This window comes from Pseudomonas sp. H1h (genome assembly GCF_000633255.1).
Lineage (GTDB): Bacteria > Pseudomonadota > Gammaproteobacteria > Pseudomonadales > Pseudomonadaceae > Aquipseudomonas.
The window spans coordinates 20,587-45,262 of sequence record NZ_AYMJ01000019.1 but is presented as its reverse complement, the minus strand read 5'-3'; the positions used below and the strand labels follow the sequence as shown (position 1 = coordinate 45,262).

General features: G+C 60.2%; 20 protein-coding genes. 9 read left to right on the top strand and 11 right to left on the bottom strand.

The window, feature by feature from the left end; translation table 11 throughout:
- Window positions 1-489 precede the first annotated feature (489 nt).
- A complete protein-coding gene (locus U862_RS0118035) occupies window positions 490-732 on the bottom strand; it encodes a hypothetical protein (RefSeq protein WP_157836076.1) in 243 nt (80 codons plus the stop codon).
- Window positions 733-843: 111 nt separating this feature from the next.
- Window positions 844-1,602 carry an SDR family oxidoreductase gene (locus tag U862_RS0118030; RefSeq protein WP_025111694.1) on the bottom strand — a complete coding sequence of 253 codons (759 nt, stop codon included), beginning with the start codon at window positions 1,600-1,602 and terminating at the stop codon, window positions 844-846.
- Between the two features lie 165 nt (window positions 1,603-1,767).
- Here U862_RS0118030 and U862_RS0118025 point away from each other — a divergent pair, with 165 nt between their 5' ends.
- The 4 genes from U862_RS0118025 to groL all read left to right on the top strand — a co-directional run bounded on the left by U862_RS0118025 (window position 1,768) and on the right by groL (window position 5,290).
- Entirely contained in the window at window positions 1,768-2,499 is a 732-nt protein-coding gene (locus U862_RS0118025; protein ID WP_025111693.1) for a HugZ family protein, read from the top strand.
- Between the two features lie 65 nt (window positions 2,500-2,564).
- Window positions 2,565-3,041 (top strand): FxsA family protein, encoded by a 477-nt coding sequence (locus U862_RS0118020; RefSeq protein ID WP_025111692.1) that lies wholly within the window; start codon window positions 2,565-2,567, stop codon window positions 3,039-3,041.
- 259 nt (window positions 3,042-3,300) lie between these two features.
- Window positions 3,301-3,594 (top strand): co-chaperone GroES, encoded by a 294-nt coding sequence (locus U862_RS0118015; RefSeq protein ID WP_025111691.1) that lies wholly within the window; start codon window positions 3,301-3,303, stop codon window positions 3,592-3,594.
- A 49-nt stretch (window positions 3,595-3,643) separates the two neighbouring features.
- A complete protein-coding gene (groL, locus tag U862_RS0118010) occupies window positions 3,644-5,290 on the top strand; it encodes a chaperonin GroEL (protein WP_025111690.1) in 1,647 nt (548 codons plus the stop codon).
- 258 nt (window positions 5,291-5,548) lie between these two features.
- Here the strand turns inward: groL and U862_RS0118005 are convergent, their stop codons facing one another.
- The gene (locus U862_RS0118005; protein ID WP_025111689.1) at window positions 5,549-7,498 is read right to left on the bottom strand and encodes an LTA synthase family protein; all 1,950 of its coding nucleotides are present in this window, start codon (window positions 7,496-7,498) and stop codon (window positions 5,549-5,551) included.
- A gap of 203 nt (window positions 7,499-7,701) precedes the next feature.
- Here U862_RS0118005 and U862_RS0118000 point away from each other — a divergent pair, with 203 nt between their 5' ends.
- From U862_RS0118000 to U862_RS0117980, 5 genes are all read left to right on the top strand, one after another.
- Entirely contained in the window at window positions 7,702-8,385 is a 684-nt protein-coding gene (locus tag U862_RS0118000; RefSeq protein ID WP_025111688.1) for a response regulator transcription factor, read from the top strand.
- Entirely contained in the window at window positions 8,375-9,649 is a 1,275-nt protein-coding gene (locus U862_RS0117995; RefSeq protein ID WP_025111687.1) for a HAMP domain-containing sensor histidine kinase, read from the top strand. The genes U862_RS0118000 and U862_RS0117995 overlap by 11 nt, the downstream gene beginning before the upstream one ends.
- 305 nt (window positions 9,650-9,954) lie before the next feature.
- Window positions 9,955-10,623: a class I SAM-dependent methyltransferase gene (locus U862_RS0117990; RefSeq protein WP_025111686.1), complete on the top strand. Its 669-nt coding sequence runs from the start codon at window positions 9,955-9,957 to the stop codon at window positions 10,621-10,623.
- Between the two features lie 4 nt (window positions 10,624-10,627).
- Window positions 10,628-11,341 carry a lipopolysaccharide kinase InaA family protein gene (locus U862_RS0117985; RefSeq protein WP_025111685.1) on the top strand — a complete coding sequence of 238 codons (714 nt, stop codon included), beginning with the start codon at window positions 10,628-10,630 and terminating at the stop codon, window positions 11,339-11,341.
- Between the two features lie 2 nt (window positions 11,342-11,343).
- The gene (locus U862_RS0117980) at window positions 11,344-11,571 is read left to right on the top strand and encodes a hypothetical protein (protein WP_025111684.1); all 228 of its coding nucleotides are present in this window, start codon (window positions 11,344-11,346) and stop codon (window positions 11,569-11,571) included.
- 167 nt (window positions 11,572-11,738) lie between these two features.
- Here the strand turns inward: U862_RS0117980 and U862_RS0117975 are convergent, their stop codons facing one another.
- The 8 genes from U862_RS0117975 to U862_RS0117940 form a co-directional block, all read right to left on the bottom strand.
- Window positions 11,739-14,774 carry a multidrug efflux RND transporter permease subunit gene (locus U862_RS0117975; RefSeq protein WP_025111683.1) on the bottom strand — a complete coding sequence of 1,012 codons (3,036 nt, stop codon included), beginning with the start codon at window positions 14,772-14,774 and terminating at the stop codon, window positions 11,739-11,741.
- Window positions 14,775-14,787: 13 nt separating this feature from the next.
- On the bottom strand, window positions 14,788-15,936 hold the full coding sequence (locus U862_RS0117970; protein WP_025111682.1) for an efflux RND transporter periplasmic adaptor subunit: 1,149 nt from the start codon (window positions 15,934-15,936) through the stop codon (window positions 14,788-14,790).
- Window positions 15,937-16,093: 157 nt separating this feature from the next.
- Window positions 16,094-17,194, bottom strand: a complete 1,101-nt coding sequence (locus tag U862_RS0117965; protein WP_025111681.1) for a DUF1513 domain-containing protein — start codon at window positions 17,192-17,194, stop codon at window positions 16,094-16,096.
- Between the two features lie 14 nt (window positions 17,195-17,208).
- The gene (locus U862_RS0117960; protein WP_025111680.1) at window positions 17,209-18,273 is read right to left on the bottom strand and encodes an imelysin family protein; all 1,065 of its coding nucleotides are present in this window, start codon (window positions 18,271-18,273) and stop codon (window positions 17,209-17,211) included.
- A gap of 27 nt (window positions 18,274-18,300) precedes the next feature.
- Window positions 18,301-19,728 carry a di-heme oxidoredictase family protein gene (locus U862_RS0117955; RefSeq protein WP_025111679.1) on the bottom strand — a complete coding sequence of 476 codons (1,428 nt, stop codon included), beginning with the start codon at window positions 19,726-19,728 and terminating at the stop codon, window positions 18,301-18,303.
- A gap of 278 nt (window positions 19,729-20,006) precedes the next feature.
- A complete protein-coding gene (locus tag U862_RS0117950; protein ID WP_025111678.1) occupies window positions 20,007-21,350 on the bottom strand; it encodes an imelysin family protein in 1,344 nt (447 codons plus the stop codon).
- 139 nt (window positions 21,351-21,489) lie between these two features.
- The gene (locus U862_RS0117945) at window positions 21,490-23,541 is read right to left on the bottom strand and encodes a bifunctional diguanylate cyclase/phosphodiesterase (protein WP_025111677.1); all 2,052 of its coding nucleotides are present in this window, start codon (window positions 23,539-23,541) and stop codon (window positions 21,490-21,492) included.
- A 368-nt stretch (window positions 23,542-23,909) separates the two neighbouring features.
- Entirely contained in the window at window positions 23,910-24,506 is a 597-nt protein-coding gene (locus U862_RS0117940) for a superoxide dismutase (RefSeq protein ID WP_025111676.1), read from the bottom strand.
- Window positions 24,507-24,676 lie beyond the last annotated feature (170 nt).

Here is a 24,676-nt window from a genome sequence, read left to right as displayed (position 1 = left end):
TTTGTGGTGACGCTGCCGGATGCGCAACCCGCCATCCATCTCCAGAATCCGCCCGGTGTAGAGATCGATCACCATCAGCGACGATTGATCAACTGACTGAATGCAACCCGTTGTGGGAGCGGGCTTGCTCGCGAAAGCGGTGTGTCATTCAGCTGCTCATCAGTTGTTTGATCCGCCGCCTTCGCGAGCAAGCCCGCTCCCACAGTTGTTTTGTGGTGACACTGCTGGATGCGTAACCCGCCATCCATTTCCAGAATCCGCCCGGTGTAGAGATCGATCACTATCAGAGACGATTGATTAGCTGACTGAATGCAATCCATTGTGGGAGCGGGCTTGCTCGCGAAGGCGATGTGTCATTCAACTCATCAGTTGTTTGATCCGCCGCCTTCGCGAGCAAGCCCGCTCCCACAGTGGTTTTGTGGTGACGCTGCTGGATGCGCAACCCGCCATCCATTTCCAGAATCCGCCCGGTGTAGAGATCGATCACCATCAGAGACGATTGATTAGCTGACTGAATGCAATCCATTGTGGGAGCGGGCTTGCTCGCGAAGGCGGTGTGTCATTCAACTCATCAGTTGTTTGATCCGCCGCCTTCGCGAGCAAGCCCGCTCCCACAGTGGTTTTGTGGTGACGCTGCTGGATGCGCAACCCGCCATCCATCTCCAGAATCCGCCCGGTGTAGAGATCGATCACCATCAGCGACGATTGATTAGCTGACTGAATGCAATCCATTGTGGGAGCGGGCTTGCTCGCGAAGGCGGTGTGTCATTCAACTCATCAGTTGTTTGATCCGCCGCCTTCGCGAGCAAGCCCGCTCCCACAGTTGGTTTTGTGGTGACGCTGCTAGATGCGTAACCCGCCATCCATCTCCAGAATCCGCCCGGTGTAGTAGTCGTTTTCAAAGATGTATGCCGCCGAATGGGCGATCTCTTGCGGCTTGCCCATGCGCTTGAGCGGAATTCCCGACGTCATTTTCTCCAGCGCTTCCGGCTTCATGCCCAGGGTCATCTCGGTTTCGATGAAGCCCGGGGCGATGCCCGCAACGCGAATCCCGTAACGTGCCAGTTCCTTGGCCCAGGTCACGGTGGCTGCTGCCACGCCAGCCTTGGCGGCGGAATAGTTGGTCTGGCCAACGTTACCGGCACGCGAGATCGACGAGATGTTGATGATCGCGCCGCTGTTCTTCAGCTCGACCATTTTCGCCGCGACTTCACGGGTGCACAGGAACACGCCGGTCAGGTTGACGTCGATCACTGCCTGCCACTGGGCCAGGCTCATCTTGGTCATTTCGCCGTCCTTGACCTTGAGCAGCAGGCCATCACGGAGGATCCCGGCGTTGTTGATCAGGCCATGGATCGCGCCAAAGTCTTCGGCAACCTGAGAGACCATGTGCTCAACCTGTTCTTCATTGGCCACGTTGCACAGATAGCTGCGCGCCTCAACGCCCTTGGCCTTGCAGGCAGCTACCGCGTCGTCGAGTTTTTCCTGATTGAGGTCCACCAGGGCCAGCTTCGCGCCTTTGCCGGCGAAATACTCGGCCATGGAGCGGCCCAAACCCTGGCAACCGCCGGTGATAATGATTACTTTGTCGTTGAGTTGCATTCGCATGCCCCGATAGCCGGTCTGAGTGGTTTTTTGTTATTGGCGCCGCTCGATCTGCAGCGGGCGTGGCCCGAATGCACATACGCAGTGCCCGATGGCGTGACCGGTACTTATCCCCGGGCGCCTGTCCGTTTTTTCGACGGATTCTATATAAGGAGTCATAAATTGAGCGTTGAAGCGGCCAAGAATGCCCGAGAATTGCTTCTCAAGGAATACCGTGGCGTATTGTCCACCCACTCCAAATCGATGCCCGGTTTCCCTTTTGGCTCCGTGGTGCCCTATTGCCTGGACGAGCAGGGCCGCCCGCTGATCCTGATCAGTCGTATCGCCCAGCACACCCATAACCTGCAAAAGGACGCTAAATGTTCGCTGCTGGTTGGTGAGCGCGAGGCCGATGACGTTCAAGCCGTTGGTCGCCTGACCTATCTGGCCGAAGCGCAAAAGCTCGACGATCCGCTCGCCATCGAAGCGGCTGCGGAGCGTTACTACCGCTATTTCCCCGACTCGCAGAATTATCACAAGGCCCATGACTTCGACTTCTGGGTGCTCAATCCGGTGCGTCATCGCTACATCGGCGGTTTCGGCGCGATCCACTGGGTCGATCAACTGACGTTGGCCAACCCGTTTGCCGGCAAGGCCGAGATCAGCATGGTCGAGCACATGAACAGCGACCACGCCAAGGCCATCGCACACTACGTGGAACTGGCCGGCCTGCCGCAAACCGTGCCGGCGCAACTGGCCGGGATCGACAGCGAAGGCATGCACCTGCGCATCGGCCAAGCGCTGTACTGGTTGCCGTTTCAAACCCCTTGTCATACGCCGATACAAGTGCGCGAAGCCTTGGTTTCTCTGGCTCACGCCGAGGTCTGGCCAAAAAATGCGGTGGCCGACGCTTGAATTCACGAAAGGGCGACGTCATCTAATGCTTACTGCAAGGCATTTCTTGCGTTGAGGAATCTCTGATGCGCCCTTTTTTGTTGCTCTTTCTGCTGTTTCCGGTGCTGGAGCTGTTCGTATTCGTCAAAGTGGCAGGGGCTATCGGGTTCTTCCCGGCCCTGCTGCTGATCATTCTCGGCTCGATGTTCGGCGTGTTTGTGCTGCGCATCGCCGGTCTGGCCACGGCCCTGCGTGCCCGTGAAAGCCTGAACCGCGGTGAACTGCCCGCGCAGACCATGCTTGAAGGCCTGATGCTGGCATTGGCCGGCGGCCTGTTGATCCTGCCAGGCTTCGTCAGCGACGTGGTCGGTCTGGTGATGCTGTTGCCGTTCAGCCGTCGTCTACTGGCGAACAAAATGCGCCAGCGCGCCGAAGAACAGGCCATGCGTCAGCGTGCGTTCGCCGACGACCTGCAACCCCGCGGCGGTCCTGCACCGCGTCAGCCTCTTGGCCGCGAGGGCGATGTGATCGAAGGTGAGTTCGAACACCGCGACAGCAAATAACCGTTGCATCGACACGGCACCTTCGGGTGCCGTTTCTTTATGCGCGGCATTCAAGGGGCAAATCGATGAAAAATTTTCTGCCCCCGCCCTTGTAATAAGCTTATGCGCCCTTATGTATCGGTCACCGAAAGGTTTCCGACATTTGAGTCGGACAGACTTCCGCGGCTCGCTTGACGAACCGCAACCGGCGCAGGCCGGATTTGTTAAACCCGCCGGGACTACACCGGCCGATGAAAACCACAATTAGGAGAGATCGACAATGAAGCTTCGTCCTCTGCATGACCGCGTCGTCATCCGTCGCAGCGAAGAAGAAAAGAAAACCGCTGGCGGTATCGTCCTGCCAGGTTCGGCTGCTGAAAAAGCCAACCACGGTGTGATCGTCGCTGCTGGCCCAGGCCAGACTCTGAAAAACGGTGAAGTGCGTGCGCTGGCCGTTAAAGTCGGCGACAAGGTTGTGTTCGGTCCTTACTCCGGCAGCAACACTGTGAAAGTCGACGGCGAAGACCTGCTGGTAATGGCTGAGAACGAGATTCTCGCTGTACTGGAAGGCTGATTTCCCGCTCATTTTCCCGCTACTACAAAGTATTTAAGGAATATCGATCATGGCTGCTAAAGAAGTTAAGTTCGGCGATGCCGCCCGCTCCAAGATGCTCAAAGGCGTCAACGTCCTGGCTGACGCGGTAAAAGCGACCCTGGGCCCGAAAGGCCGTAACGTGATCCTCGAGAAGAGCTTCGGCGCTCCGACCATCACCAAGGACGGCGTTTCCGTCGCCAAAGAAATCGAACTCGAAGACCGTTTCGAAAACATGGGCGCGCAGCTGGTCAAAGACGTTGCCTCCCGTGCCAACGATGACGCTGGTGACGGTACTACCACCGCTACCGTTCTGGCTCAGTCGATCGTCAACGAAGGCCTGAAAGCCGTCGCTGCCGGCATGAACCCGATGGACCTGAAGCGCGGTATCGACAAAGCGACCATCGCGATCGTCAAAGAGCTGAAAGCCCTGTCCAAGCCATGCGCTGACACCAAGGCTATCGCTCAGGTAGGCACCATCTCCGCCAACTCCGACAACTCCATCGGCGACATCATTGCCGAAGCCATGGAAAAAGTCGGTAAAGAAGGCGTGATCACCGTTGAAGAAGGCTCGGGCCTGGAAAACGAACTGTCGGTTGTAGAAGGCATGCAGTTCGACCGCGGCTACCTGTCCCCGTACTTCGTCAACAAGCCGGACACCATGGTTGCCGAGCTCGACGGCCCGCTGATCCTGCTGGTCGACAAAAAGATCTCGAACATCCGCGAAATGCTGCCAGTGCTGGAAGCCGTTGCCAAAGCCGGCCGCCCACTGCTGATCGTTGCCGAAGACGTTGAAGGCGAAGCCCTGGCGACTCTGGTAGTGAACAACATGCGTGGCATCGTCAAGGTTGCAGCCGTCAAGGCTCCAGGCTTCGGCGACCGTCGCAAGGCCATGCTGCAGGACATCGCCGTTCTGACCGGCGGTACCGTCATCTCCGAAGAGATCGGCCTGAGCCTGGAAAGCACCACTCTGGAGCACCTGGGTAACGCCAAGCGCGTCACCCTGTCCAAGGAAAACACCATCATCGTTGACGGTGCTGGCGTTGAAGCCGACATCCAGGCGCGTATCGCTCAGATCCGTGCTCAGGTTGCCGAAACTTCCTCGGACTACGACCGTGAAAAACTGCAAGAGCGTCTGGCCAAGCTGTCCGGCGGCGTTGCAGTGATCAAGGTTGGTGCTGGTTCCGAAGTTGAAATGAAAGAGAAGAAAGCCCGCGTTGAAGACGCCCTGCACGCTACCCGTGCAGCCGTTGAAGAAGGTGTGGTACCTGGCGGCGGCGTTGCGCTGATCCGTGCTCTGGAAGCCCTGACCGAACTGACCGGCGACAACGCTGACCAGAACGTCGGTATCGCTGTGCTGCGTCGCGCTGTTGAAGCGCCGCTGCGTCAGATCGCTGCCAACTCCGGCGACGAGCCAAGCGTAGTCGTCAACGAAGTGAAGAACGGCAAAGGTAACTTCGGTTACAACGCTGCTTCCGGCGAATACGGCGACATGATCGAAATGGGTATCCTGGACCCAACCAAGGTAACCCGTTCCGCTCTGCAAGCTGCAGCCTCGATCGGCGGTCTGATCCTGACTACCGAAGCTGCTGTTGCTGATGCGCCGAAGAAAGACGGCGGTGCTGGCGGCGGTATGCCAGACATGGGCGGCATGGGTGGCATGGGCGGCATGATGTAAGCCAGCCTTACCCCGTAACGAAAAACCCCGCCTGCGATGAGCAGGCGGGGTTTTTTATTGCCCGGATATCAGGCTTCACACCGTCCCCTGTGGGAGCGAGCCTGCTCGCGAAAGCAATCCAGCGTTCACTACAGCCGTGACGCATACACAGCATTCGCGAGCAGGCTCGCTCCCACATTGGGATCTGTATTTCCTGTGATAACCGGTTGCGCAAAAAAAAAGCCCCGGTGCATCAGCCCGGGGCGTTTCTATTGACGGTTACTGTTCGCTGACCTGGACAGTGCTGTCCTTCGCCGGCTTCCAGCTCAACAGCTGCTGTTTGAAGCCATAACTGGCGGTCTGGTAATAGGTGATCGCCCGGCTGACCAGCGGGTCGTCGCTGGTGACACGCGATTCACGGCTTTCGGTCAGCGCATCGTCATGCCGACGCAAGCCCTGGCGCGGACTGAGGATCGCCAGATCCTTGCCATCGAACAAGCCCAGGTGCTGGTAGTTGCCGACGACCACGCGCGGTGGCAGCGGGTTGTCCTGCAACAGGTTGCGACCGAAGAACGTCGAGGTGTAGTCCAGATTCAGCAAGCCCAGCAGTGTCGGGGCGAGGTCGATCTGGCTGGCCAGTTGCGCGCTCTCGCGTGCTTCGATCATTTTCGGCGCGTAGATGAACAGCGGGATCTGATAGTTGGCGATCGGCAAGTCTTCTTTACCGGCGCTGCCAGCGGTGTGGTCGGCGACGAAGATGAAGATCGTGTTGTCGAACCACGGTTTCTGCCGCGCCTGCTCAAGGAACTGACCAATCGCGTAGTCGGTGTACTTCACCGCACCATCACGGCCATTGCCGGATTTGATATCGATCCGGTTGTCCGGGTAGGTGTAAGGCCGGTGGTTGGAGGTGGTCATCAATTGCAACAGGAACGGTTGCTGTTTGGCGTAATCGGCATCCGCCAGCTTCAGGGTCTGGCGATACAGATCCTCGTCGGCCATGCCCCAGGCGTTCTTGAAGTGAATCTCGGCTTCATCGACGCTGCTCTGGTCGACGACGCGATAGCCGTTGCCGCTGAAGAACGCGTTCATGTTGTCGAAGTAACCGCGTCCGCCATAGACAAACACGCTGTCGTAACCCACGGCGCTCAATTGTTGGCCAAGGCTGGCGAAACCGCTTTCACGGCCGATGCGCTTGACGATCGAGCGACCCGGCGTCGGCGGGATGGCCAGGGTGATGGCTTCCAGGCCACGGTCGGTGCGGGTGCCGGTGGCGTAGAAGTTGTTGAAGTACAGACTCTGCTTGCGCAAGGCGTCGAGGTTCGGCGTCAGGTTGCGACCGTCACCGTTGCTGCCCAGGTACTTGGCGCTCAGGCTTTCGATGGTCACCAGCACGATGTTCGGTTTGCGCGCGGTGCCGGGGTTGTCGATTACCCGGCGGATGTCTTGCGGGTCCTGGCCGATGAAACGAGCATTGCTTTCACTCAGTTCGGCGCGGATCTGGCTGGCGACTTTTTCCGCTGGCAGGCTCTTGTAGAACTGGGCGTAGTCCAGTTCATTGTTACGGAACGCGGCGAAGAACTGATAGGGGCCGTTGCTGGCCAGTTCGTTCTGGTAAGCGTTGCCGCCCTGAGCGCGCGGGGCGTCCTGGCTGAGCAGTTGCAGGCTCAAACCGGCAACGATCAACAGGCCCAATGCATTGAGCAGACGCGCGCGCAGCGGTGGCAGCGGGGCATTCATGGCCGCATTGAACGGCTTGCGCAGCGCAACGCTGATCACCACGGCCAGCACGGCGAGCAGGCTCAACAGTTTGCCGATCGGGTAGGACTCGAGGACGTTGTTCAGCACTTCGTCGGAATACACCAGGTAATCGACGGCGATGAAGTTGAAGCGCACGCCGAACTCGTCCCAGAACAGCCATTCGGCCACCGCCACGAACAACATCGCGAACAGGCTGATGGTCAGCAGAACCCGCAGGAACCCGCGATGCCCGCGACGTCGCCACAGGCCCGGTGGGCAGAGCAGCAGGTACAGGCCCATCGGCAGCGCCGCGTAAGCCAGGAACCCCAGGTCATAGAGCGCGCCGATGCCGAACACGGAGAGGGCGAAGCCACCGGCTTCATCCAGGTGAGTCAGCAGCAAGACCGCTCGGGTGAGGAGAAAAATGACCAGCCAGGCGCCGGTGATAAGCAGCAGAAAGCGCATGGGCGCTGTCTTGAAAGAGTCCATTGTCTCGTTTTCCTTATATCAATGGCGCGCGAGTGTCGCGGCGCCACTGTAATCAGGTTGTGAATCGATAGTGAAAACTTTGTTAATTATTTAATTTGCCTGGGCAAATGGAATTGCACGCTTGCCGGCCCTAGCCCTGAACCGGCGTTGGCCTTAAGCTGCGCGGGCCATGACGGCCGTTACTGTGTACGGAGGAAATGCCAATGCGAATTCTATTGGTCGAAGACAACCGCGATATCCTGGCCAACCTGGCCGATTACCTGGGGCTCAAAGGCTATACCGTCGATTGCGCCCAGGACGGCTTGTCGGGCCTGCATCTGGCCGCCACCGAGCATTACGACCTGATCGTGCTCGACATCATGCTGCCCGGGATCGACGGCTACACCCTGTGCAAGCGCCTGCGTGAAGATGCCCGGCGCGACACGCCAGTGATCATGCTCACCGCCCGCGATCAACTGGACGACCGCTTGCAGGGTTTCAAATCCGGGGCCGACGATTATCTGGTCAAGCCGTTTGCACTGTCCGAACTGGCGGCACGGGTCGAAGCGGTGATGCGTCGCACCCAGGGCGGTGGCCGTCGTGCGCTGCAGGTCGGCGACCTGACTTATGACCTCGACACGCTGGAAGTGACCCGCGAGGGCAAGCTGCTCAAGCTCAATCCGGTCGGCTTGAAACTGCTGGCGGTATTGATGCAGAAAAGTCCGCACGTCCTGCGCCGGGAAATTCTCGAAGAAGCGCTGTGGGGCGATGACTGCCCGGACAGCGACAGCTTGCGCAGTCACGTCCACCAATTGCGCCAGGTGATCGACAAGCCATTCGCCAAACCGCTGCTGCAAACCGTGCACGGTGTGGGTTACCGCCTGGCCGAGGGGCGTGATGGAGTTTAAGCAAAGCCTTTCCCAGCGGATCATCATCGCCTTTGCGCTGATGAGTGCGCTGGTGGCCGGGGCCTTCGCCATGGGCATTGTGGCGACGGTGCACCTGGTGGAGGAAAAACTGATTTCGGCGGGGCTGGGCGGCGACCTTCAGCGCCTGCTGCTGATGGACAACGTGTCGGACTGGAGCCATCGCCCGGAACCGGATCAACTGTTCTACTTCAGCGGCGGCCCGGGTGATTTCGAGCTGCCCAAAGACCTGCGTCACCTCGATGCGGGTTTCCACGAAGTGTTCCGCGAACAGCTGTCGTATCACGCGATGGTCGAGATCGTCGACGGTCGCCGCTATGTGCTGCTGCAGGATCAAAGCGATTTCGAGGAGCGCGAACGCGTGCTGTTCGCCGTGGTGCTGGTGGGCTTCGTGCTCAGTCTGGCGCTGGCCGTGTTCCTCGGCTGGGTGTTGGCGCGCAAGGTCATGGCGCCGGTGGTGCGACTGGCCCGGCAAGTACGGCACCGCGATCAACTGCTCGGTCTGGCGCCACCGCTGGCACCGGATTATGCCGCTGACGAAGTCGGCGAGCTGGCGGTGGCATTCGATGCCACGCTCGGGCGTCTGCGCCAGGCGCTGACTCGCGAGCGACTGTTCACCAGCGACGTCAGTCATGAACTTCGAACACCGCTGATGGTGCTGGCCAGCTCCTGCGAGTTACTCCTCGAGAACCCGGGACTGGATCAACGCGGTCGGGCCCAGGTCGAACGCATCGCCCGGGCCAGCGAAGAAATGCGCGAGCTGGTGCAGACGTTCCTGATGCTCGCTCGCGCCCAGCGTGAAGACGCCGGTTCAGCGCCGCAGCAGAACCTCGGCCAAGTGGCTGACGGCCTTTTGAACGTCTGGCGTGAACCGATCGAGTCCAAAGGGCTGCAGCTGATGTTCGAGCCAGGCAATCCGCCGGACACCCGCTTCAATGCCACGCTACTCGGCGCCGTCATGGGCAATCTGCTGCGCAACGCTTGCCACTACACCGAACAGGGATTCATTCGCCTGACACTCAACGACAACGGGTTTGTCGTCGAAGACTCGGGAGTCGGTATCCCCGAAGAAAAACGTGAAGCCATGTTCCAGCCCTTTGTTCGCGGCAATGAAAAACGCGGCGAGGGTCTCGGGCTGGGGTTATCGCTGGTGCAGCGGATCTGTGAGAACCAGGGCTGGGAGGTGACGTTGAGCACCATGGAACCCAATGGCTGCCGCTTTGAAGTCACGCTGGGGCTGCGTTGAACCATAGACCAAAGCGGCCGAGCCCTGAGTGCTGACCTTTGATGACGCCTTCGCGGGCAGGCTCGCTCCCACAGCAATAGACGCTACAAAGTGGGGAGCGAGCCTGCTCGCGAAGGGGATTGAACGGCGAAATTGAACCATCAGTGCCCCCCAGAATCAGTTAATGGCCCCGCGCTATTGCTTTCTCCGTGTAAAACCCTGTAATAGTTTGTTGGTTTACCTGACGTATTTTTCACAAAGGGACGACCTGACGCTGACATGCCACTACCTATGGTAGGGGTATCAGTAATTCAGGAGCCCTGATGATGAGCAGACCGATCAAGCTCGATTTTTCCGAAAAGTATGATGACCAGCATGCACAAAAATATTTGCGCAAGCATCAGGACGGCCTCGGTCGTCGGTTGTCTCACTGGCGGGACGAGCAGTTGGCCCGCAAGGCGCTGACGCTGGCGGGCGAGCCCGGGCTGGTCCTGGACCTGCCATGCGGCGCAGGGCGCTTCTGGCCGTTGCTGGCAGAGAAGCCCAACCGGGTGATCATTGGCGCGGACAATTCCGAATCGATGATCAAGACCGCGATGCAGTCGCAACCGGCCGATGTGGTGAAACGGGTACAACCTTTGCACACATCTGCGTTCGACATTGCCTTGCCGGATAACGCCGTCGACAGCATTTTCTGCATGCGTTTGCTGCATCACATCGGTGAGGCCGAACATCGGCGGACGATTTTGCGCGAATTCGAGCGTGTCACCCGCGACAGTGTGATTATTTCGTTGTGGGTCGACGGTAATTTCAAGGCCTGGAAACGCAAGCGCGCCGAGCAGCGCCGTGGGCAGGAAGGTTACCAGAACCGGTTTGTGTTACCGGCTGTGACAGTGGAAAAAGAATTCGAAGAAGCAGGTTTTCGCATTCAGGAACAACTGGACTTTATTCCGCTCTATGCCATGTGGCGGGTTTACGTATTACGCAAGAGGTAACAGGATGGCGGTGCAAACAGCAGCAGAAACGGAAGTCGCTCCCCAGGATCGCTTCGACTACTTCTGGAACCAGCGCGGTGAATGGGTGGAAGAACCCAACGTACGCCGTGGTGGTGAAAGTGGTGTGCAACGAGTCATGGGTCGAGACGGCCAGTTACTGTATGCCAAGCGCCAGACCGGACATATCTACCGCAGTTGGCTGCATCCCTTCGGTCGCCCGACGGTGCTGCGCGAACTGGATGCCCTGACCGGCGTCAGCCGACTCGGTGTGCGCGTACCGCAAATCGTGTTCTGCGGCGCGCAGCCCGATCCGCAGCACAAGTGGCGTGCCTTGCTGGTGACCAAGTCGCTGGACGGTTTCGATGAACTGGAAAAGTGGGAAGCCGCTGGTGGTCGCGCGCAATATGGCGAAGCCGTGTATGAACGCGTCCTGAAGGACCTGGCACAAAACCTTGCGCGCATGCACAAGGGCCGTTGGCAGCACAGCTGTATCTACATCAAACACGTGTTTGTACGGGTGACCGGCGAGGGTGATTCGGCCCAGGTCGAGGTGGCATTGATCGATCTGGAAAAATGCCGTCAGCGTCTGACCGCTCATCGCGCGGCCGCCCATGACATGAAGCAATTGCGTCGCCATTCGTCGTTCAGCGACACGGACTGGAAAAAACTCGTCTATTTTTATGAGACGGCGTTTGGCAGCGCTATCAAAGGTTTATAGCGATGAAACTCGAAATTGCACGAGGTTTGTTCTTGGTTGGAGCCTTGGCAGTTGCATCATTGGCGGTGGCGGCCTGGGAGCAGCCCCGCATGCAGGTGATCGGAGCCACCACCGGCGATGCTCACTGCGCAGTACCACGGGTGGCGAAAGCCTCCGTGGCGACTAAACCTGACCATGATTTGTTGTTGTTCATGTTTGGACTTTCTCAAGGGATGAGGCCACAGAGTTGAACCGATTGAAGCCCACGTAAAAGGCCTCGCAGTTGCGAGGCCTTTTTTATTGCGTGTTTCCAGGGATCACACCCTTCCCCTGTGGGAGCGGGCTTGCTCGCGAAAGCGATGTTTCAGTAAACAAATTCTTCAACTGACACACCGCCTTCGCGAGCAAGCCCGCAGGGTTATGTGGTTTGTTTGGGATCAGGTTTGGCCAGCAGGGTGTAGATGCACGGCAGCACGAACAGCGTAAACAACGTCCCGATCGACATGCCCGTGGCAATCACCATGCCGATATCAAACCGGCTGACTGCACCCGCACCGGTCGCCAGAATCAACGGCACCATGCCGAACACCATGGCCGCCGTGGTCATCAACACCGGCCGCAGCCGAATCGCCGCCGCTTCCTCGACCGCCTCGCGTGCGGTCAGTCCTTTGTCCTTGCGCAGTTGGTTGGCGAATTCGACGATCAGGATCCCGTGCTTGCTGATCAGCCCGATCAGCGTCACCAGCCCGACCTGGGTGTAGATGTTCATGCTCGACCAGCCCAGGAACAGCGGAATCAACGCCCCGCAGATCGATAGCGGCACCGTCACCAGAATCACCAACGGATCGCGGAAGCTTTCGAACTGCGCTGCCAGCACCAGGAAAATGATTGCCAGCGCGAGGGCGAAGGTCACCCACAATGCGCTGCCTTCCTGCACGTATTGGCGTGAGGCGCCGCCATAGTCGAAGGCAAAACCGGCCGGCGCCTCTTCCCGGGCGATCTGCAATACGGTGTCGATCGCCTCGCCCATGCTGACCAGCGGGAATCCAGAGATCTTCGCGGCATTGAGTTGCTGGAACTGGTTGAGCTGACGCGGTCGTGCCCGGTCGGTGACCTTGATCAGGGTAGACAGTGGCAGCAGCTCGCCCTGAGTGTTTTTCACGTAGTAATTGTTCAACCAGCCAGGGTTCTCGCGAAACGGTCGCTCAACCTGGGCAATCACCTTGTAGCTGCGGCCTTCGATGGTGAAACGGTTGATTTCCGCCTCGCCCAGCAATGTCGCCAGGGTGCTGCCCAGATCCAGCATCGACACGCCCATCTGCGCAGCTTTGGCGCGATCGATATCGACCACCACTTCCGGCTTGTCGAACGCCAGGTCAAGGTCGACGAAGGCGAACTTTCCCGACTCCATGGCGCGCTTCTTGATCCGGTCCGCGACCTGTAGCAGCAATTCGTAGTCATTGGCCGTGTTGACCACGAACTCGAACGGCAAACCTTCACCGGTGCCGGGCAGGGAAGGCAGGTTGAAGCCGAAGATCTGCAGGCCCGGGATGGCGCCCAGTTTGCCTTGCACCTCGGGCAGGATCTGCATCTGCGTGCGGCTGCGTTCGTTCCACGGCTTGAGCAGGAAGCCGCCGATGCCCGATTGCACGCCGTTGTAGCCGTTGATCTGGAACGAGGAGTAGTACTCCGGAAACTCCTTGAAGATCTTGATGAACTCGTCGGTGTAGGTGCTCAGGTAATCGAGGTTGGTTGGCTGCGGCGCGTTGGCCATCATGAAAATGATGCCCTGGTCTTCATCCGGCGCCAGTTCCGACTTGGTGAACTTGAGAAATACCGGGATCAGGCACAGCACGATTACCGCAAACACCAGCACCACCGGGCGGGTGTTGAGCGTGCCGTGCAACAGGCTCTGGTAGCGGCGCTTGAGGCCGTCAAAGATGCGGTCGAGCCGGTGCGCCAGACCGCTGGGGTTTTGCTCGTGGCGCAACAGCAGGGCGCACATCATCGGCGACAGGGTCAGGGCGACGATCCCGGAAATCACCACGGCGCCGGCCAGGGTCAAGGCAAACTCCTTGAATAGCGCCCCGGTCAGTCCGGTGAGGAAGCCGATCGGCGCATACACCGCCGCCAGGGTGATGGTCATCGACACTACCGGCATGGCGATTTCCCGTGCGCCTTCCAGTGCGGCCTCCAGCGGCGTCTTGCCTTCCTCGATGTGGCGATGGATGTTCTCCACCACGACAATCGCATCGTCCACCACCAGCCCGATCGCCAGCACCATCGCCAGCAGGGTCAGCAGGTTGATCGAGTAACCCATCATCTGCATGAAGAACATCACCCCGATCATCGACAGAGGGATGGTCACCACCGGGATCACCACCGAGCGCAGCGCGCCGAGGAACAGGAACACCACCACAATCACGATCAGCACCGCCTCGAACAGGGTTTTCACCACTTCGTCGATCGAGGCCTGGATGAACAGGGTGGCGTCGTAGGCAATCTCGCTCTTGAGGTTGGGCGGCAACTGGGCTTCCAGCTCCGGCATCAGCTTGCGCACTTCCCGGATCACGTCCAGCGGGTTGGCGCCGGGCGTGGCCTTGATGCCGATGTACACCGACGGCGTGCCGCCGAACGAGCTGATCGAGTCGTAGTTTTCCGCGCCCATCTCGACCCGCGCCACATCGCTGAGCAGCACGCGGCTGTCGCCACTGACCTTGAGCGGAATCGCCGCGAAGGCTTCGGCGGACTTCAGCTCGGTGTTGGCGTTGATGCTGGTGACCACGTACTCGCCTTTCACTTCGCCGGCGGCGGAGAGGAAGTTGTACTGGCGCACCGCGTTGGTCACGTCGCTGGCGCTGAGGCCGAAACCGGCGAGCTTCACCGGGTCGAGCCACAGACGCATGGCGAACACCTGATTGCCGAGAATCTCCGCCTCGGCCATACCCGGCAGCGTCGCCAGTTTCGGCTGGATCACCCGCGACAGGTAGTCGGTGATCTGTGGGTTGCTCAAGTCCTTGCTGAAAAAACTGATGTACATGAGGGCCGAAGCGTCGGCCGATTCCTTGCTCAGCACCGGGTCTTCGGCGTCCTGCGGCAGCTTGTTTTTCACCTCGTTGGCCTTGGCCAGCAGCTCGGTGAACAAACGGTCGGTGTTGGAACCGATGCGGGCGTAGATCGAGATCACCGAGAAGTTCTGACGACTGACCGAGGTCATGTAGTCGATGCCCTCGGCGCTCGCCAGGCTCTGCTGCATCGGCTGGGTGATGTAGCCCTGAATGGTCTCGGCGTTGGCCCCGGGGTAGGCGGTGGTCACCGTGATCAGGGCATTTTCCATTTGCGGGTATTGGCGCAGCGGCAGTTTGCTCCAGGCCTGGAAACCCAGCAGCACAATCAGCAGGCTGACCACGGTGGCGAGCACCGGGCGGCGGATGAACGGATCGGTAAAAGCCATGGGGATTCCTTGATCAGTCGGCGCGAGGCGGACTGTTCTGCTCGCCGAGGGTCTTGCCGTCGCTGATGGCAATGTGTGCGCCGTTGTCCAGTTTGATCTGGCCGGCGGTCACCACTTGTTCGCCGTTCTGCACGCCCTTGTTGATCATCACCAGGCCATCACGGCGTTCACCGGTCTCGATGAAGCGCCGCTCGGCGATCAACACCGGCTGGCCCTTGTCGTCTTTTACGACGCTGCCGTCCTCGGCTTTCTTTTGCCCGACCACGTACAGCGAGTTGCCGTAGAGGGTGTAGGTGATCGCGCTTTCCGGCACCACGATGTGTTTCTGCGGATCGGGGAGCAACACCTCAAGGCTGGTGAACATGCCCGGCAGCAACTTGCCGTCGGGGTTGGCCAGGGTGGCGCGGACCAGAATGTTGCGCGTGGTGCTCTCGACAATCGGGTTGATCGCGCTGATCGCACCGGGGAAATTCTGCCCGGGATAGGCCGCGACGCCGATCTGCACCGGTTGACCGATGGCCAGTTTCGGCACCGATTGCTCAGGCACGTAAAAGTCGGCGTAGAGGCTGCTCAGATCCTGCAGGGTGGCGATTCGGGTGCCGCTGGCGAGATAGTCGCCGACATCGACCTGGCGAATGCCGATAGTGCCGCTGAACGGCGCAACGATGCGTTTTTTTGCCAGTGCAGCATTGAGCTGATTGACCGTGGCCTTGTCCTTTTGCAGGACTGCCGAGAGCCGGTCGTATTCACCTTTGGAAATGGCGCGGCTGTCGATCAACTGGCTGCCACGCCCGAAGTCCAGTTGCGCCAGACCCAGGTCGGCCTTGGCGGTTTCCAGCAGGGCGGTTTCGACGGCGCTGTCGAGTTGCAGCAACGGTTGCCCGGCCTTGACCTTCTGCCCGGATTCGAACTTGATGTCGGTGACGGTGCCGGCGACTTCCAGGCTCAGCTCGACGCCTTGCAGCGCCTTGAGCGTGCCGACGGTCGGCAGGCGCATCTGCCACGGCCGTTCGCTGGCGCTGGCCACGGCGACACTGATCGGCGGTTTGGGTTTGGCAAAGCCCTGGATCATGGTGTAGATCGAAAAGGCTTTGTAACCGCCCAATACCAGGACGACCAGCAAGACAACACCCAACATGATCAGCATGCGGCGACGCAGCATATTCCAGTTCCTTGGATAAATCAGGTGAGACAGTCGGGCACATTACTCCGAGTCAGGTGGGGATTCCAACTGCCAGTTTTTACAAGCGAAGACGCCGACAAATCCGGTGGTGAGGGGCTTGCCCCCTCGCCACAGGTACGGCGTTCTCTCTGGTGGGTCAGGCCATCAAGTGCAGATGGTTGTCCCAGAGCCCCGCCGGCAGATCCAGCGGTTTGGCCAGCAGCTCATCCTGGCGGCAATCGTAGTAACGGCAACGACCCTGACCCGAGGTCACGACAAATCCGTCCTTCACCGCACCGACGCCGGCGCAATCGGGCAGCGGTGCGTCGAGGCGCACTTCGCCGCTGTCCAGATCCCAGATAAAGAACCGGTTGCCGCGTGGCGCGGTCAACGCCACCAGGCGCAGTTCGCTGTGCACGGCGACGCTGGCGGTGTAATGCCCCATCGACTGCAACTGATGATCCGGCACCGGGAACGCCACGAACGGCTGGCCCGGGCGCTTGATTGCGAGCAGCTCCGAGCGCTCGTGAGAAGCCCCCATGAACTGCTGACCGGCGACAATGGTGCCGTCGCTGGCGATCCCCAGATGACGCACGCTGTTCATCTGCTGGGCCAGGGTTTCCTTGCTCAGCAGGGTGCCGTCGCGTTGCATCAGCACCAGGCTCGGCTCCATGGCGTTGAGGTTCATGTCGACGCGGCTTTCCGCCTCGGTACGAATCCCGCCGTTGGCCACCACCAGGGTTTCGCCGTCGGGCATCCACGACACTTGGTGCGGACCGAGGCCATGGGTGCAGATCTCGCCGCTGTGCACCAGCCGCTCGCCTTCGAACCTGTACACCCCGAGCAGGCCGCGCCCCGGATCGCGGGTGTCATTCTCGGTGGCGTACAGGTATTCGCCGTCCTTGTGCACCACCGCGTGGCCGTAGAAATGCCGGTTCGGCTGCGACGTCACGGTTTGCAGCAACGCCCCGTCGCGCAGGTTGATCAGATAGCTTTCGGTGCCCGGGCGGCGGGCAACGAACAGCGCGATCGGCAGCGTCGGGTGGTTGATGATGTCGTGACAACGCTGGCCGACTTCGGTGGCGAACACTCGGGTGCCGTCCAGCCGATAACCGACGGCGTAATGCTTGCCATCGGTGTCGTCGCGCGCCGAGAGCAACAGCGGGCTCTGATCCTTGCGCTTGAACAGCGTCCAGCCGCCCAGAGTCACTGCTCCCAGCAGCACACTACCTAAAGTCAGAGCCTGGCGTCGCAGCATGGCACTTGCCCTCATCAGTCACCGTCGTTGGCGTTGAAGCCCAGTTGAATGCCCAGCGCCTTGGCCAGTTCGCCTTCGTGCAGGCGATGGACGACGTTGAGGCTGTCGTAGAGATCATTGAGCTGCTGGCGACCGGCGTCGTCCTGGAGCATTTCGGTCAGCGAGCGCTGAGTGCTGCCGAACAGTTTCAACGAAGCGGCGTACGCGGCGTCGATCTTGTCTGCCAACGGTTTCTGCTCGGCCGGCAACAGACCACGCAGACCTTTGTTGTCGACGCCTTCCCACACGGTTTTGGCGGCGGCGAGGCTGGCTTCCAGCGCGGTCAGCGACGACTGGCTGCGCCATGCATCAGCCTGGAACGGTTGCGGCACACCCTTGCTCTGGCGGCCCATTGGCGTGCCGAGTTTTTTCTTCAGAGTGTCGAGGGCGGTGACCTGTACACGCAACAGATCGGCGATCGCTTCGTGGGAGTCGGCGTAGCGCTGGTTCGGGAACTTGCTCATTTGCGCAAGCATGCCGTCGGTGGTGTTCCAGCTTTGCAGAATCTCTTCGGCCAGTTGCTTCTGGCGCTCGCCGATGGCGATCAGCAACGGGCAGTATTTGGCTTTCTGTTCGTCATTGGCGACGTCAGGCTTGGCATCGAACAGGATGTATTCGTAAGCCGACAGGCCTTGCACCACCACGCTCGACTTGGCCAGGGCAGCGGCATCGATCTGCGGCTGGGCGACGACCAGTTGCTCGACCTGACGGCCGACGAGGTTTTTCTTGTCCGGCCAGAACTGCACCTGCCACGAACGGTTGCCTTCAGCCAGCGGGCCGATCAGCAACGGTTGCAGCTCGGCCCAGGCTTTCTGCGCGTGCAGGAAGTCGGCGCGGGCGGTCTCCAGGTTTTCCTTGCCCTGGCAGTAGGCGAGGGCGCTGACGGCCAGTTGCTTGTCGGCCTCGACCCAGCGGGTGTAGGTCGGCAGGATCACCGATTTGGCGATGGCCGCCGAGGTGACCGCTTGCGGATCCTGTGGCGAGCAGGCGCCGAGTGCCAATGCGGCAAGGCTGGTGAACAGTAGCTTGGGACGGAACATGTCGGGCTCCCGATTCTTTATTAGTGTTTAAAGTGAGTTCAAAAACGCCAGCAGCGCGGCACGCTGTTCGGCGTTGAAAGACAAAACCTGTTGCTGCGCCTTCTGTGCTTCGCCGCCATGCCAGAGCACGGCTTCGAGCAGATTGCGGGCGCGGCCGTCATGCAGAAACTGAGTGTGGCCACTGACCGCCTGCGTCAGGCCGATCCCCCACAACGGCGGGGTGCGCCAGTCGCGGCCGGAGGCCTGGAATTCAGTGCGGTTGTCGGCCAGGCCATCGCCCATGTCATGCAGCAGCAGATCGCTGTACGGGCGAATCACTTGATTGGCCAGTTCAGGTTCGGCCGCGTTGGCGGCGGTGGTGTATCGGGGGGTGTGACAGGACTGGCAACCGGCCTGGAAGAACAGGTTCTTGCCGGCCAGCACTTGTTCGTCGTTGACGCCACGACGTGCCGGCACCGCGAGGTTGCGGGTGTAGAACAGCACCAGGCGCAGGATGTTATCGCTGACTTCCGGCTCGCCATCCGGACCATTGCCGTTCGGCGCCTGTTTGCAGGCGGTTTGCGCGTCGGTGCAGTCATCGAACGGTCTCAGGCTGGTGGTGAGGCCCATATCACCAGAAAACGCGTGAACATTCTGTTGATTGAGGTTCGGCTGCCCTGCTTTCCAGCCAAATCGACCCATGACGGTCTTCTGCAACGCGTCATCCCACACCCGGTTCGGGCGCCCGTTGATACCTTTGTTGTCTTCGGCTTGGGCGGCGGCGTTGGCGAGAATCGCTTCTTCCGGGATCGCTTCGAGCAGGCCGAGGCCGATCATCGGCGGCGCGACGCGGGCCGAGAAACGTGTGTCCGGGTGCATCGGGCCGTAGCCCAGCTGGCTGAATTGCAGAACCGGTTTACGCAGTTCCACTTCAGTGCCGTCCTTGAAGCGGATCGGCATCGGCGTGTACTCGACGCGCACCTTGCCTTCAGGTGTGACACCGGGCACGGCCATGTCCTGGAACTGCCCGCCGTAGACCGGCTCCGGCACCACGCCAACCTGTTCGATGAGTTTGGCAAACTGCGCTGTATTGGGGATCGACAGTCTGACCAGCATCGACACGGCGTTGGGCGCGTCGGGCGGTGGTGGATGGCCGCGGCCATCCTTGATGTGACAGCCCTGGCAGGCATTGGTATTGAACAGCGGGCCGAGGCCATCGCGGGCGGTGGTGGTCGACGGGGCGATCACCCACGGGCTGCGGAAGAAACTGTTGCCGACACTGAAGTCGACCCGGCGCGACGGCGGCAGGTTGGCCGAGGGCAGGGAAAACGCATTCTGATCAGTCTTGCGCACGGTCGCCGCACCACCCGAACGTGCTTCACCCGGCTCGGCCTTGGTAAAACGCGGGGCGTCATCGCAGGCACTCAGGCTCAAGGCCAGAAACAGTGCGGACAAGCGAAGAGGCAGCGAGGGCATCAGACATCCTGCGGACGGGCGAAAATAAAGGCGCAAAGTCTAACAGGGCGAGGGGGTTTGAATAAGAGGAATTATCGTTTGCTTGATACAGCGCAGTGATTTGGAGAAACGCAGTCGCCTCTGTGGGAGCGGGCTTGCTCGCGAAAGCGGTGTGTCAGTCAGCTCATCTGTGTCTGACCCGGCGTTTTCGCGAGCAAGCCCGCGCCCACAGGGTTGTGTGTATGGCAGGCATGAAAAAGGCGACCCGAAGGTCGCCTTTTTTGACGCAGACGCTGTGATCAGAACTCGTGATCAGCGTTGTCCGGGTTCAGGTCACTGATGCCCAGTTTGCCGGCAGCGGCTTCGATCGAACCGGTCTGCTTGACCAGCGAAGCGATGGCGTCACGCACGATCTGGTTGCCCGCCGTGTTGCCCGCGGCGATCAACTGGTCGTAGTGCTCGCCCTTGTTGGCGTGATCGACCATGACCTGGATCTTGGCTTCAGTCGCGGCCAGATCGGCTTTCAGCGCGGTGTCGGCAGCCGGGTCGGCCTTGGCCACCAGCGACGACAGGCTGGCGCCGGTCATTTTGGTGCCGTCGACACGGGTGTACTCGCCCAGGTACACGTTACGAATGCCTTTGGCGTCGTAGAAGTGCGAGTTGTGGGTGTTGTCGCTGAAGCAATCCTGTTCGTCTTCCGGCGAGTTGGCTTCCAGGGAAACCTTCATGCGCTCGCCCGCCAGTTCACCCAGGGACAGGCTGCCCATGCCGAAGAGCATTTTGCGCAGACCGCTTTCGGCCGGTTCGGCTTCCAGGGTGGCGCGGTAGTTGTCGGCCACGTTCGGTTTCCAGTTGCCGACCATCTCTTCCAGGTCGCTGACCAGCAGTTGGGTCACGGCTTTGAGGTACGCACGGCGACGATCGTTGTGCCCGCCGGTAGCGCCGGCGCCTTCCAGGTAGTCCGAAGCCGGACGGTTGCCAGCGCCCGGGCCGGTGCCGTTCAGGTCCTGGCCCCACAGCAGGAATTCGATGGCGTGGTAGCCGGTGGCGACGTTGGCCTCGGAACCGCCCAGCTCGTTGAGGCTGGCGAGTTTTTCCGGAGTGATGTCTTTCACGTCGACCTTGTCTTCGCCGACCTGGACTTCAGTGTTGGCGATGATGTTGGCGTTGGCGCCCGGGTTGCCCAGTGCATGCTCGTAGGATTTGTCGACGTAGTCGATCAGGCCTTCGTCCAGTGGCCAGGAGTTCACCTGACCTTCCCAGTCGTCGATGATGGTGTTGCCGAAGCGGAACACTTCGCTCTGCAGATACGGCACGCGAGCGGCAACCCAGGCAGCGCGAGCGGCTTTCAGCGTCTCGGCGTTCGGCTTGGCGAGGAACGCGTCGATAGCGGTTTGCAGGGTTTTCGCGGTGGATTCGGCATCGCTGTAGACGGCGAAGACCATGTCGGCGTAGTGCGCGACCACAGCCTTGGCGGCGGCTTCATCGACTTTACCGGCGGCGGCAGGTGCTGCTGCAGCGGCGGTGCTGGCGGCCGGAGTCGGCGCGGCCGGGGCGGCAGCCTTGTCTTTGCCTTCGCCGCAACCGGCGAGGGAAATAGCGATGGCCAGCAGACTGGCGGTAGCCAGAGGCATACGAATCATGGCGAACATCCTGCTTCGGTAATTGAATGGACAGGGCGCGGGGGTGCGCAAAGCTGCGACATAATGCAAATCTTTCGCATTATGTGTAAAGGGCTGTGGCTGGAAATATTTCTTGTTTAGCCGAGGGTTATGCGCTGCATCAAAGGATCGCCGCGTTGCTGCGCTGGGCTTGTTTGAGATAGGCGCTCAGTTCCCGGGCCGGCAGCGGCTTGCTGTAGTGATAACCCTGACCTTCGTGACAGCCTTCGGAGATGATGTAGGACTCTTGCTCGGCGGTTTCCACGCCCTCGGCGATGACCTGCATGCCCAGGCTCTTGCCCAGTTGAATGATCGCGCGAACGATGGTCGCATCGTCGTCGTCATCCAGCAGGTCCTGGACGAAGCTCTTGTCGATCTTGATTTTGTCCAGCGGCAGGCTTTTCAGATAGCTGAGCGATGAATAGCCGGTGCCGAAGTCGTCGATGGCGATCAGTGCCCCGGAGCGGCGCAGGCTCAGCAGATGCTGCGCGGCGGTGCTGATGTCTTCCATCAGGCCGGTCTCGGTGACTTCCAGTTCCAGGCTGCGCGGCGGCAGGCGGTAGATCTGCAGCAGGTTGTTGACCACCCGTGGCAGCTCCGCGTGGTGCAGTTGCACGGTGGACAGGTTGACCGCCATGCGCAGATCGACGAAACCCTGATCGTGCCATTCGCGCAATTGCTTGCAGGCCTGATCGAGTACCCACTCGCCGATGGCGATGATCGTGCCGTTCTGCTCGGCCAACGGGATGAACAGGTCCGGCGGCACCAGCCCGTGTTCCGGGTGCTGCCAGCGAATCAGCGCTTCGACCCCGACCACACGGTGATCGCGGTAGCTGATCTGTGGTTGATAGACCAGATAGAACTGATCGCGAATCAGCGCATCGCGCAGGTCTTTTTCCAGTTCGCGGCGGCGGCGCATTTCGCTGTCGACGCTGGCGATATAGAACTGATAGCGGTTGCGCGAACGGGTCTTGGCCAGCGTCATGGTCTGCTCGGCCTTCTGCAACAGCTTCTCGGTGCTGTCGCCGTCCTCGGGGAACAGGGTAATGCCGATGGTCGCGCGCAGGCGGATTTCCTGATGGTCGAGGGCAAACGCCGCTTCCAGATCATCGAGGATGCTCTGCGCCAGTTCCGCCGCCTCGTAAGGCTGTTCTATATCGGCCTGCACCAGGGCGAACTGGTCGCCACCCAGACGGGCAAGGGCGCCGAGGCGGCCACTGTGGGCGCGCAGGCGATCGGCCAGTGCCAGCAACAACTGATCGCCAGTCTGGTAGCTGAACTGCTCGTTGATCCCCTTGAAGTCATCCAGCCCCACACACAACACCGCGACCCGGCGTTGCAGCTTGCCGGCATCCACCAGAATCTTGTCCAGTTGCTGCTGCAATTGCTGGCGGTTGGGCAGGCCGGTGAGGAAGTCATACTGAGCCATGCGCAGCAGGCTGTTTTCCGCTTCATGGCGCAGATGGGTGTTGCGTTCAATGGATTCGAGCAACTGGTTGGCCGTGTTGATCCAGATGCCGAGTTCGTTTTTCTCGTGGCCCTTGAGCTGCGGAATCTTGTGCTCGCTGGGGCGATCCGGATTGATTTCGGTCAGGTGCTCAATGATCCGCGACAGCGGTTTGGTCAGCAGCCAGTGATAGACCAGGTACAGGACCAGGCCCATGGCCAGGGCGCGCAATACGCCGGAAATGAAAATGATCACCGAACTGACGATGAAGCTCTCGCCGTAAGTGGCGGTGTCGAGGGTGATGCTCAGGTCGCCGTAATACTCGCTATAGGGACCGCGCCCGACCAATTGTGTGGTGAAGGTGCGCTCCTGGCCGAGGATCAGGTCGGTCAGCCAGCGGCTGTTGGAATGCTGCAACTCACGGGACTTTTGCGCGAGCATCGCCTCGTTGGGATGGCCGATGGAGGCCTGACGCACGGCATCGTCCTGAAACAGGCCTTCGATCACCTGCATGCCCATCTCCCGGTCCAGGCTGTAGACGGCCTGGGTCGATGGGTCACGGAACATGTCGAGGATCCGTTGGGCGTCGCCGGCCACAGCCTGGCGGGTCTTGTAGGCGTCGAAGACGATCTGGGCACAGCTCAAGACAACGCCGACGATCAATGCCGAAAGGAGCACGACCCGGAGCAACTTCACCGACAAGCTGTTCTTGAGTTCCAGCTTCAAAGGGTTATTCCTTGTTCCGTGCGGGTAGCGTCAAGTTGCCATGAGTATTGGCAATCCCGTGTTGGCAGTCAAAGGGACAATCAAGCCCAGGGATATTTGCCTGTGGCGTTGGCCGAAATGCAGCTGCCTGGAGTTCTTACCCTGATCGTACTGTGTCGGTAGTTTGAGCCTGCAACTTGAGGGGAACGGGAGAAAATTTCCTCTGTTTGATGTTAGCCCGCCATGGCGTGGCAGCAAGGGGGCGAAGGCTGCTTTCCTGGTAGGAAACACGCTACCCACTGATCAAGATCGCAGCCTGGGGCAGCGTCTGGAGAAACCAAAGGCATAAAAAAACCCGGCAATGCCGGGTTTTTTGACTCGCACGCAGCTTAAGCGGTGAAGGCTTTGCCTTCGAACTGCTCCGCAACGAACTTCCAGTTGACCAGGTTCCAGAACGCTTCAACGTACTTCGGACGCAGGTTACGGTAGTCGATGTAGTAAGCGTGTTCCCAGACGTCGCAGGTCAGCAGCGGGGTGTCGCCGCTGGTCAGCGGGTTGCCGGCGCCGATGGTGCTGGCCAGGGCCAGGGAACCGTCAGCCTTTTTCACCAGCCAGCCCCAGCCGGAACCGAAGGTGCCGATCGAGGTTTTGCTGAATTCTTCCTTGAACTTGTCGAACGAACCGAAAGCAGCGTTGATGGCATCAGCCAGTGCGCCGGTTGGTTGACCGCCGGCGTTTGGCGCCAGGCAGTTCCAGTAGAAGGTGTGGTTCCAGACCTGAGCGGCGTTGTTGAAGATACCGCCCGAGGAAGATTTGACGATTTCTTCCAGAGTCTTGCCTTCGAACTCGGTGCCTGGCACCAGGTTGTTCAGGTTCACGACATAGGTGTTGTGGTGCTTGTCGTGGTGAAATTCCAGGGTTTCCTTGGAAATGTGCGGCTGCAGGGCATCGTGTGCGTAAGGCAGCGGCGGCAATTCGAAAGCCATGATGATTCTCCTAATCAGGTCTGTTGCGGTGAGCGCAAGGCCGATCACGGGCGGCCAGAAATGCACCGACGAGTTTTTACTCTTTGCGGCGCAGGGTTCGGATCATAGCACCGGGGTCAAGGCTTAACCACGCAACAACTGTGTGGGATAGAGGTTCCAGAGCTGTTTGG

Coding starts and splice junctions, on each gene's coding strand:
- U862_RS0118020 (WP_025111692.1), top strand. CDS start 2,565: ATGCGCCCTTTTTTGTTGCTCTTTCTGCTGTTTCCGGTGCTGGAGCTG.
- U862_RS0118000 (WP_025111688.1), top strand. CDS start 7,702: ATGCGAATTCTATTGGTCGAAGACAACCGCGATATCCTGGCCAACCTG.
- U862_RS0118015 (WP_025111691.1), top strand. CDS start 3,301: ATGAAGCTTCGTCCTCTGCATGACCGCGTCGTCATCCGTCGCAGCGAA.
- U862_RS0117995 (WP_025111687.1), top strand. CDS start 8,375: ATGGAGTTTAAGCAAAGCCTTTCCCAGCGGATCATCATCGCCTTTGCG.
- U862_RS0118035 (WP_157836076.1), bottom strand. CDS start 732: ATGGATTGCATTCAGTCAGCTAATCAATCGTCGCTGATGGTGATCGAT.
- U862_RS0117985 (WP_025111685.1), top strand. CDS start 10,628: ATGGCGGTGCAAACAGCAGCAGAAACGGAAGTCGCTCCCCAGGATCGC.
- U862_RS0117940 (WP_025111676.1), bottom strand. CDS start 24,506: ATGGCTTTCGAATTGCCGCCGCTGCCTTACGCACACGATGCCCTGCAG.
- U862_RS0117965 (WP_025111681.1), bottom strand. CDS start 17,194: ATGCTGCGACGCCAGGCTCTGACTTTAGGTAGTGTGCTGCTGGGAGCA.
- U862_RS0117980 (WP_025111684.1), top strand. CDS start 11,344: ATGAAACTCGAAATTGCACGAGGTTTGTTCTTGGTTGGAGCCTTGGCA.
- groL (WP_025111690.1), top strand. CDS start 3,644: ATGGCTGCTAAAGAAGTTAAGTTCGGCGATGCCGCCCGCTCCAAGATG.
- U862_RS0117975 (WP_025111683.1), bottom strand. CDS start 14,774: ATGGCTTTTACCGATCCGTTCATCCGCCGCCCGGTGCTCGCCACCGTG.
- U862_RS0117960 (WP_025111680.1), bottom strand. CDS start 18,273: ATGTTCCGTCCCAAGCTACTGTTCACCAGCCTTGCCGCATTGGCACTC.
- U862_RS0117955 (WP_025111679.1), bottom strand. CDS start 19,728: ATGCCCTCGCTGCCTCTTCGCTTGTCCGCACTGTTTCTGGCCTTGAGC.
- U862_RS0117990 (WP_025111686.1), top strand. CDS start 9,955: ATGAGCAGACCGATCAAGCTCGATTTTTCCGAAAAGTATGATGACCAG.
- U862_RS0118005 (WP_025111689.1), bottom strand. CDS start 7,498: ATGGACTCTTTCAAGACAGCGCCCATGCGCTTTCTGCTGCTTATCACC.
- U862_RS0118030 (WP_025111694.1), bottom strand. CDS start 1,602: ATGCAACTCAACGACAAAGTAATCATTATCACCGGCGGTTGCCAGGGT.
- U862_RS0117970 (WP_025111682.1), bottom strand. CDS start 15,936: ATGCTGCGTCGCCGCATGCTGATCATGTTGGGTGTTGTCTTGCTGGTC.
- U862_RS0117950 (WP_025111678.1), bottom strand. CDS start 21,350: ATGATTCGTATGCCTCTGGCTACCGCCAGTCTGCTGGCCATCGCTATT.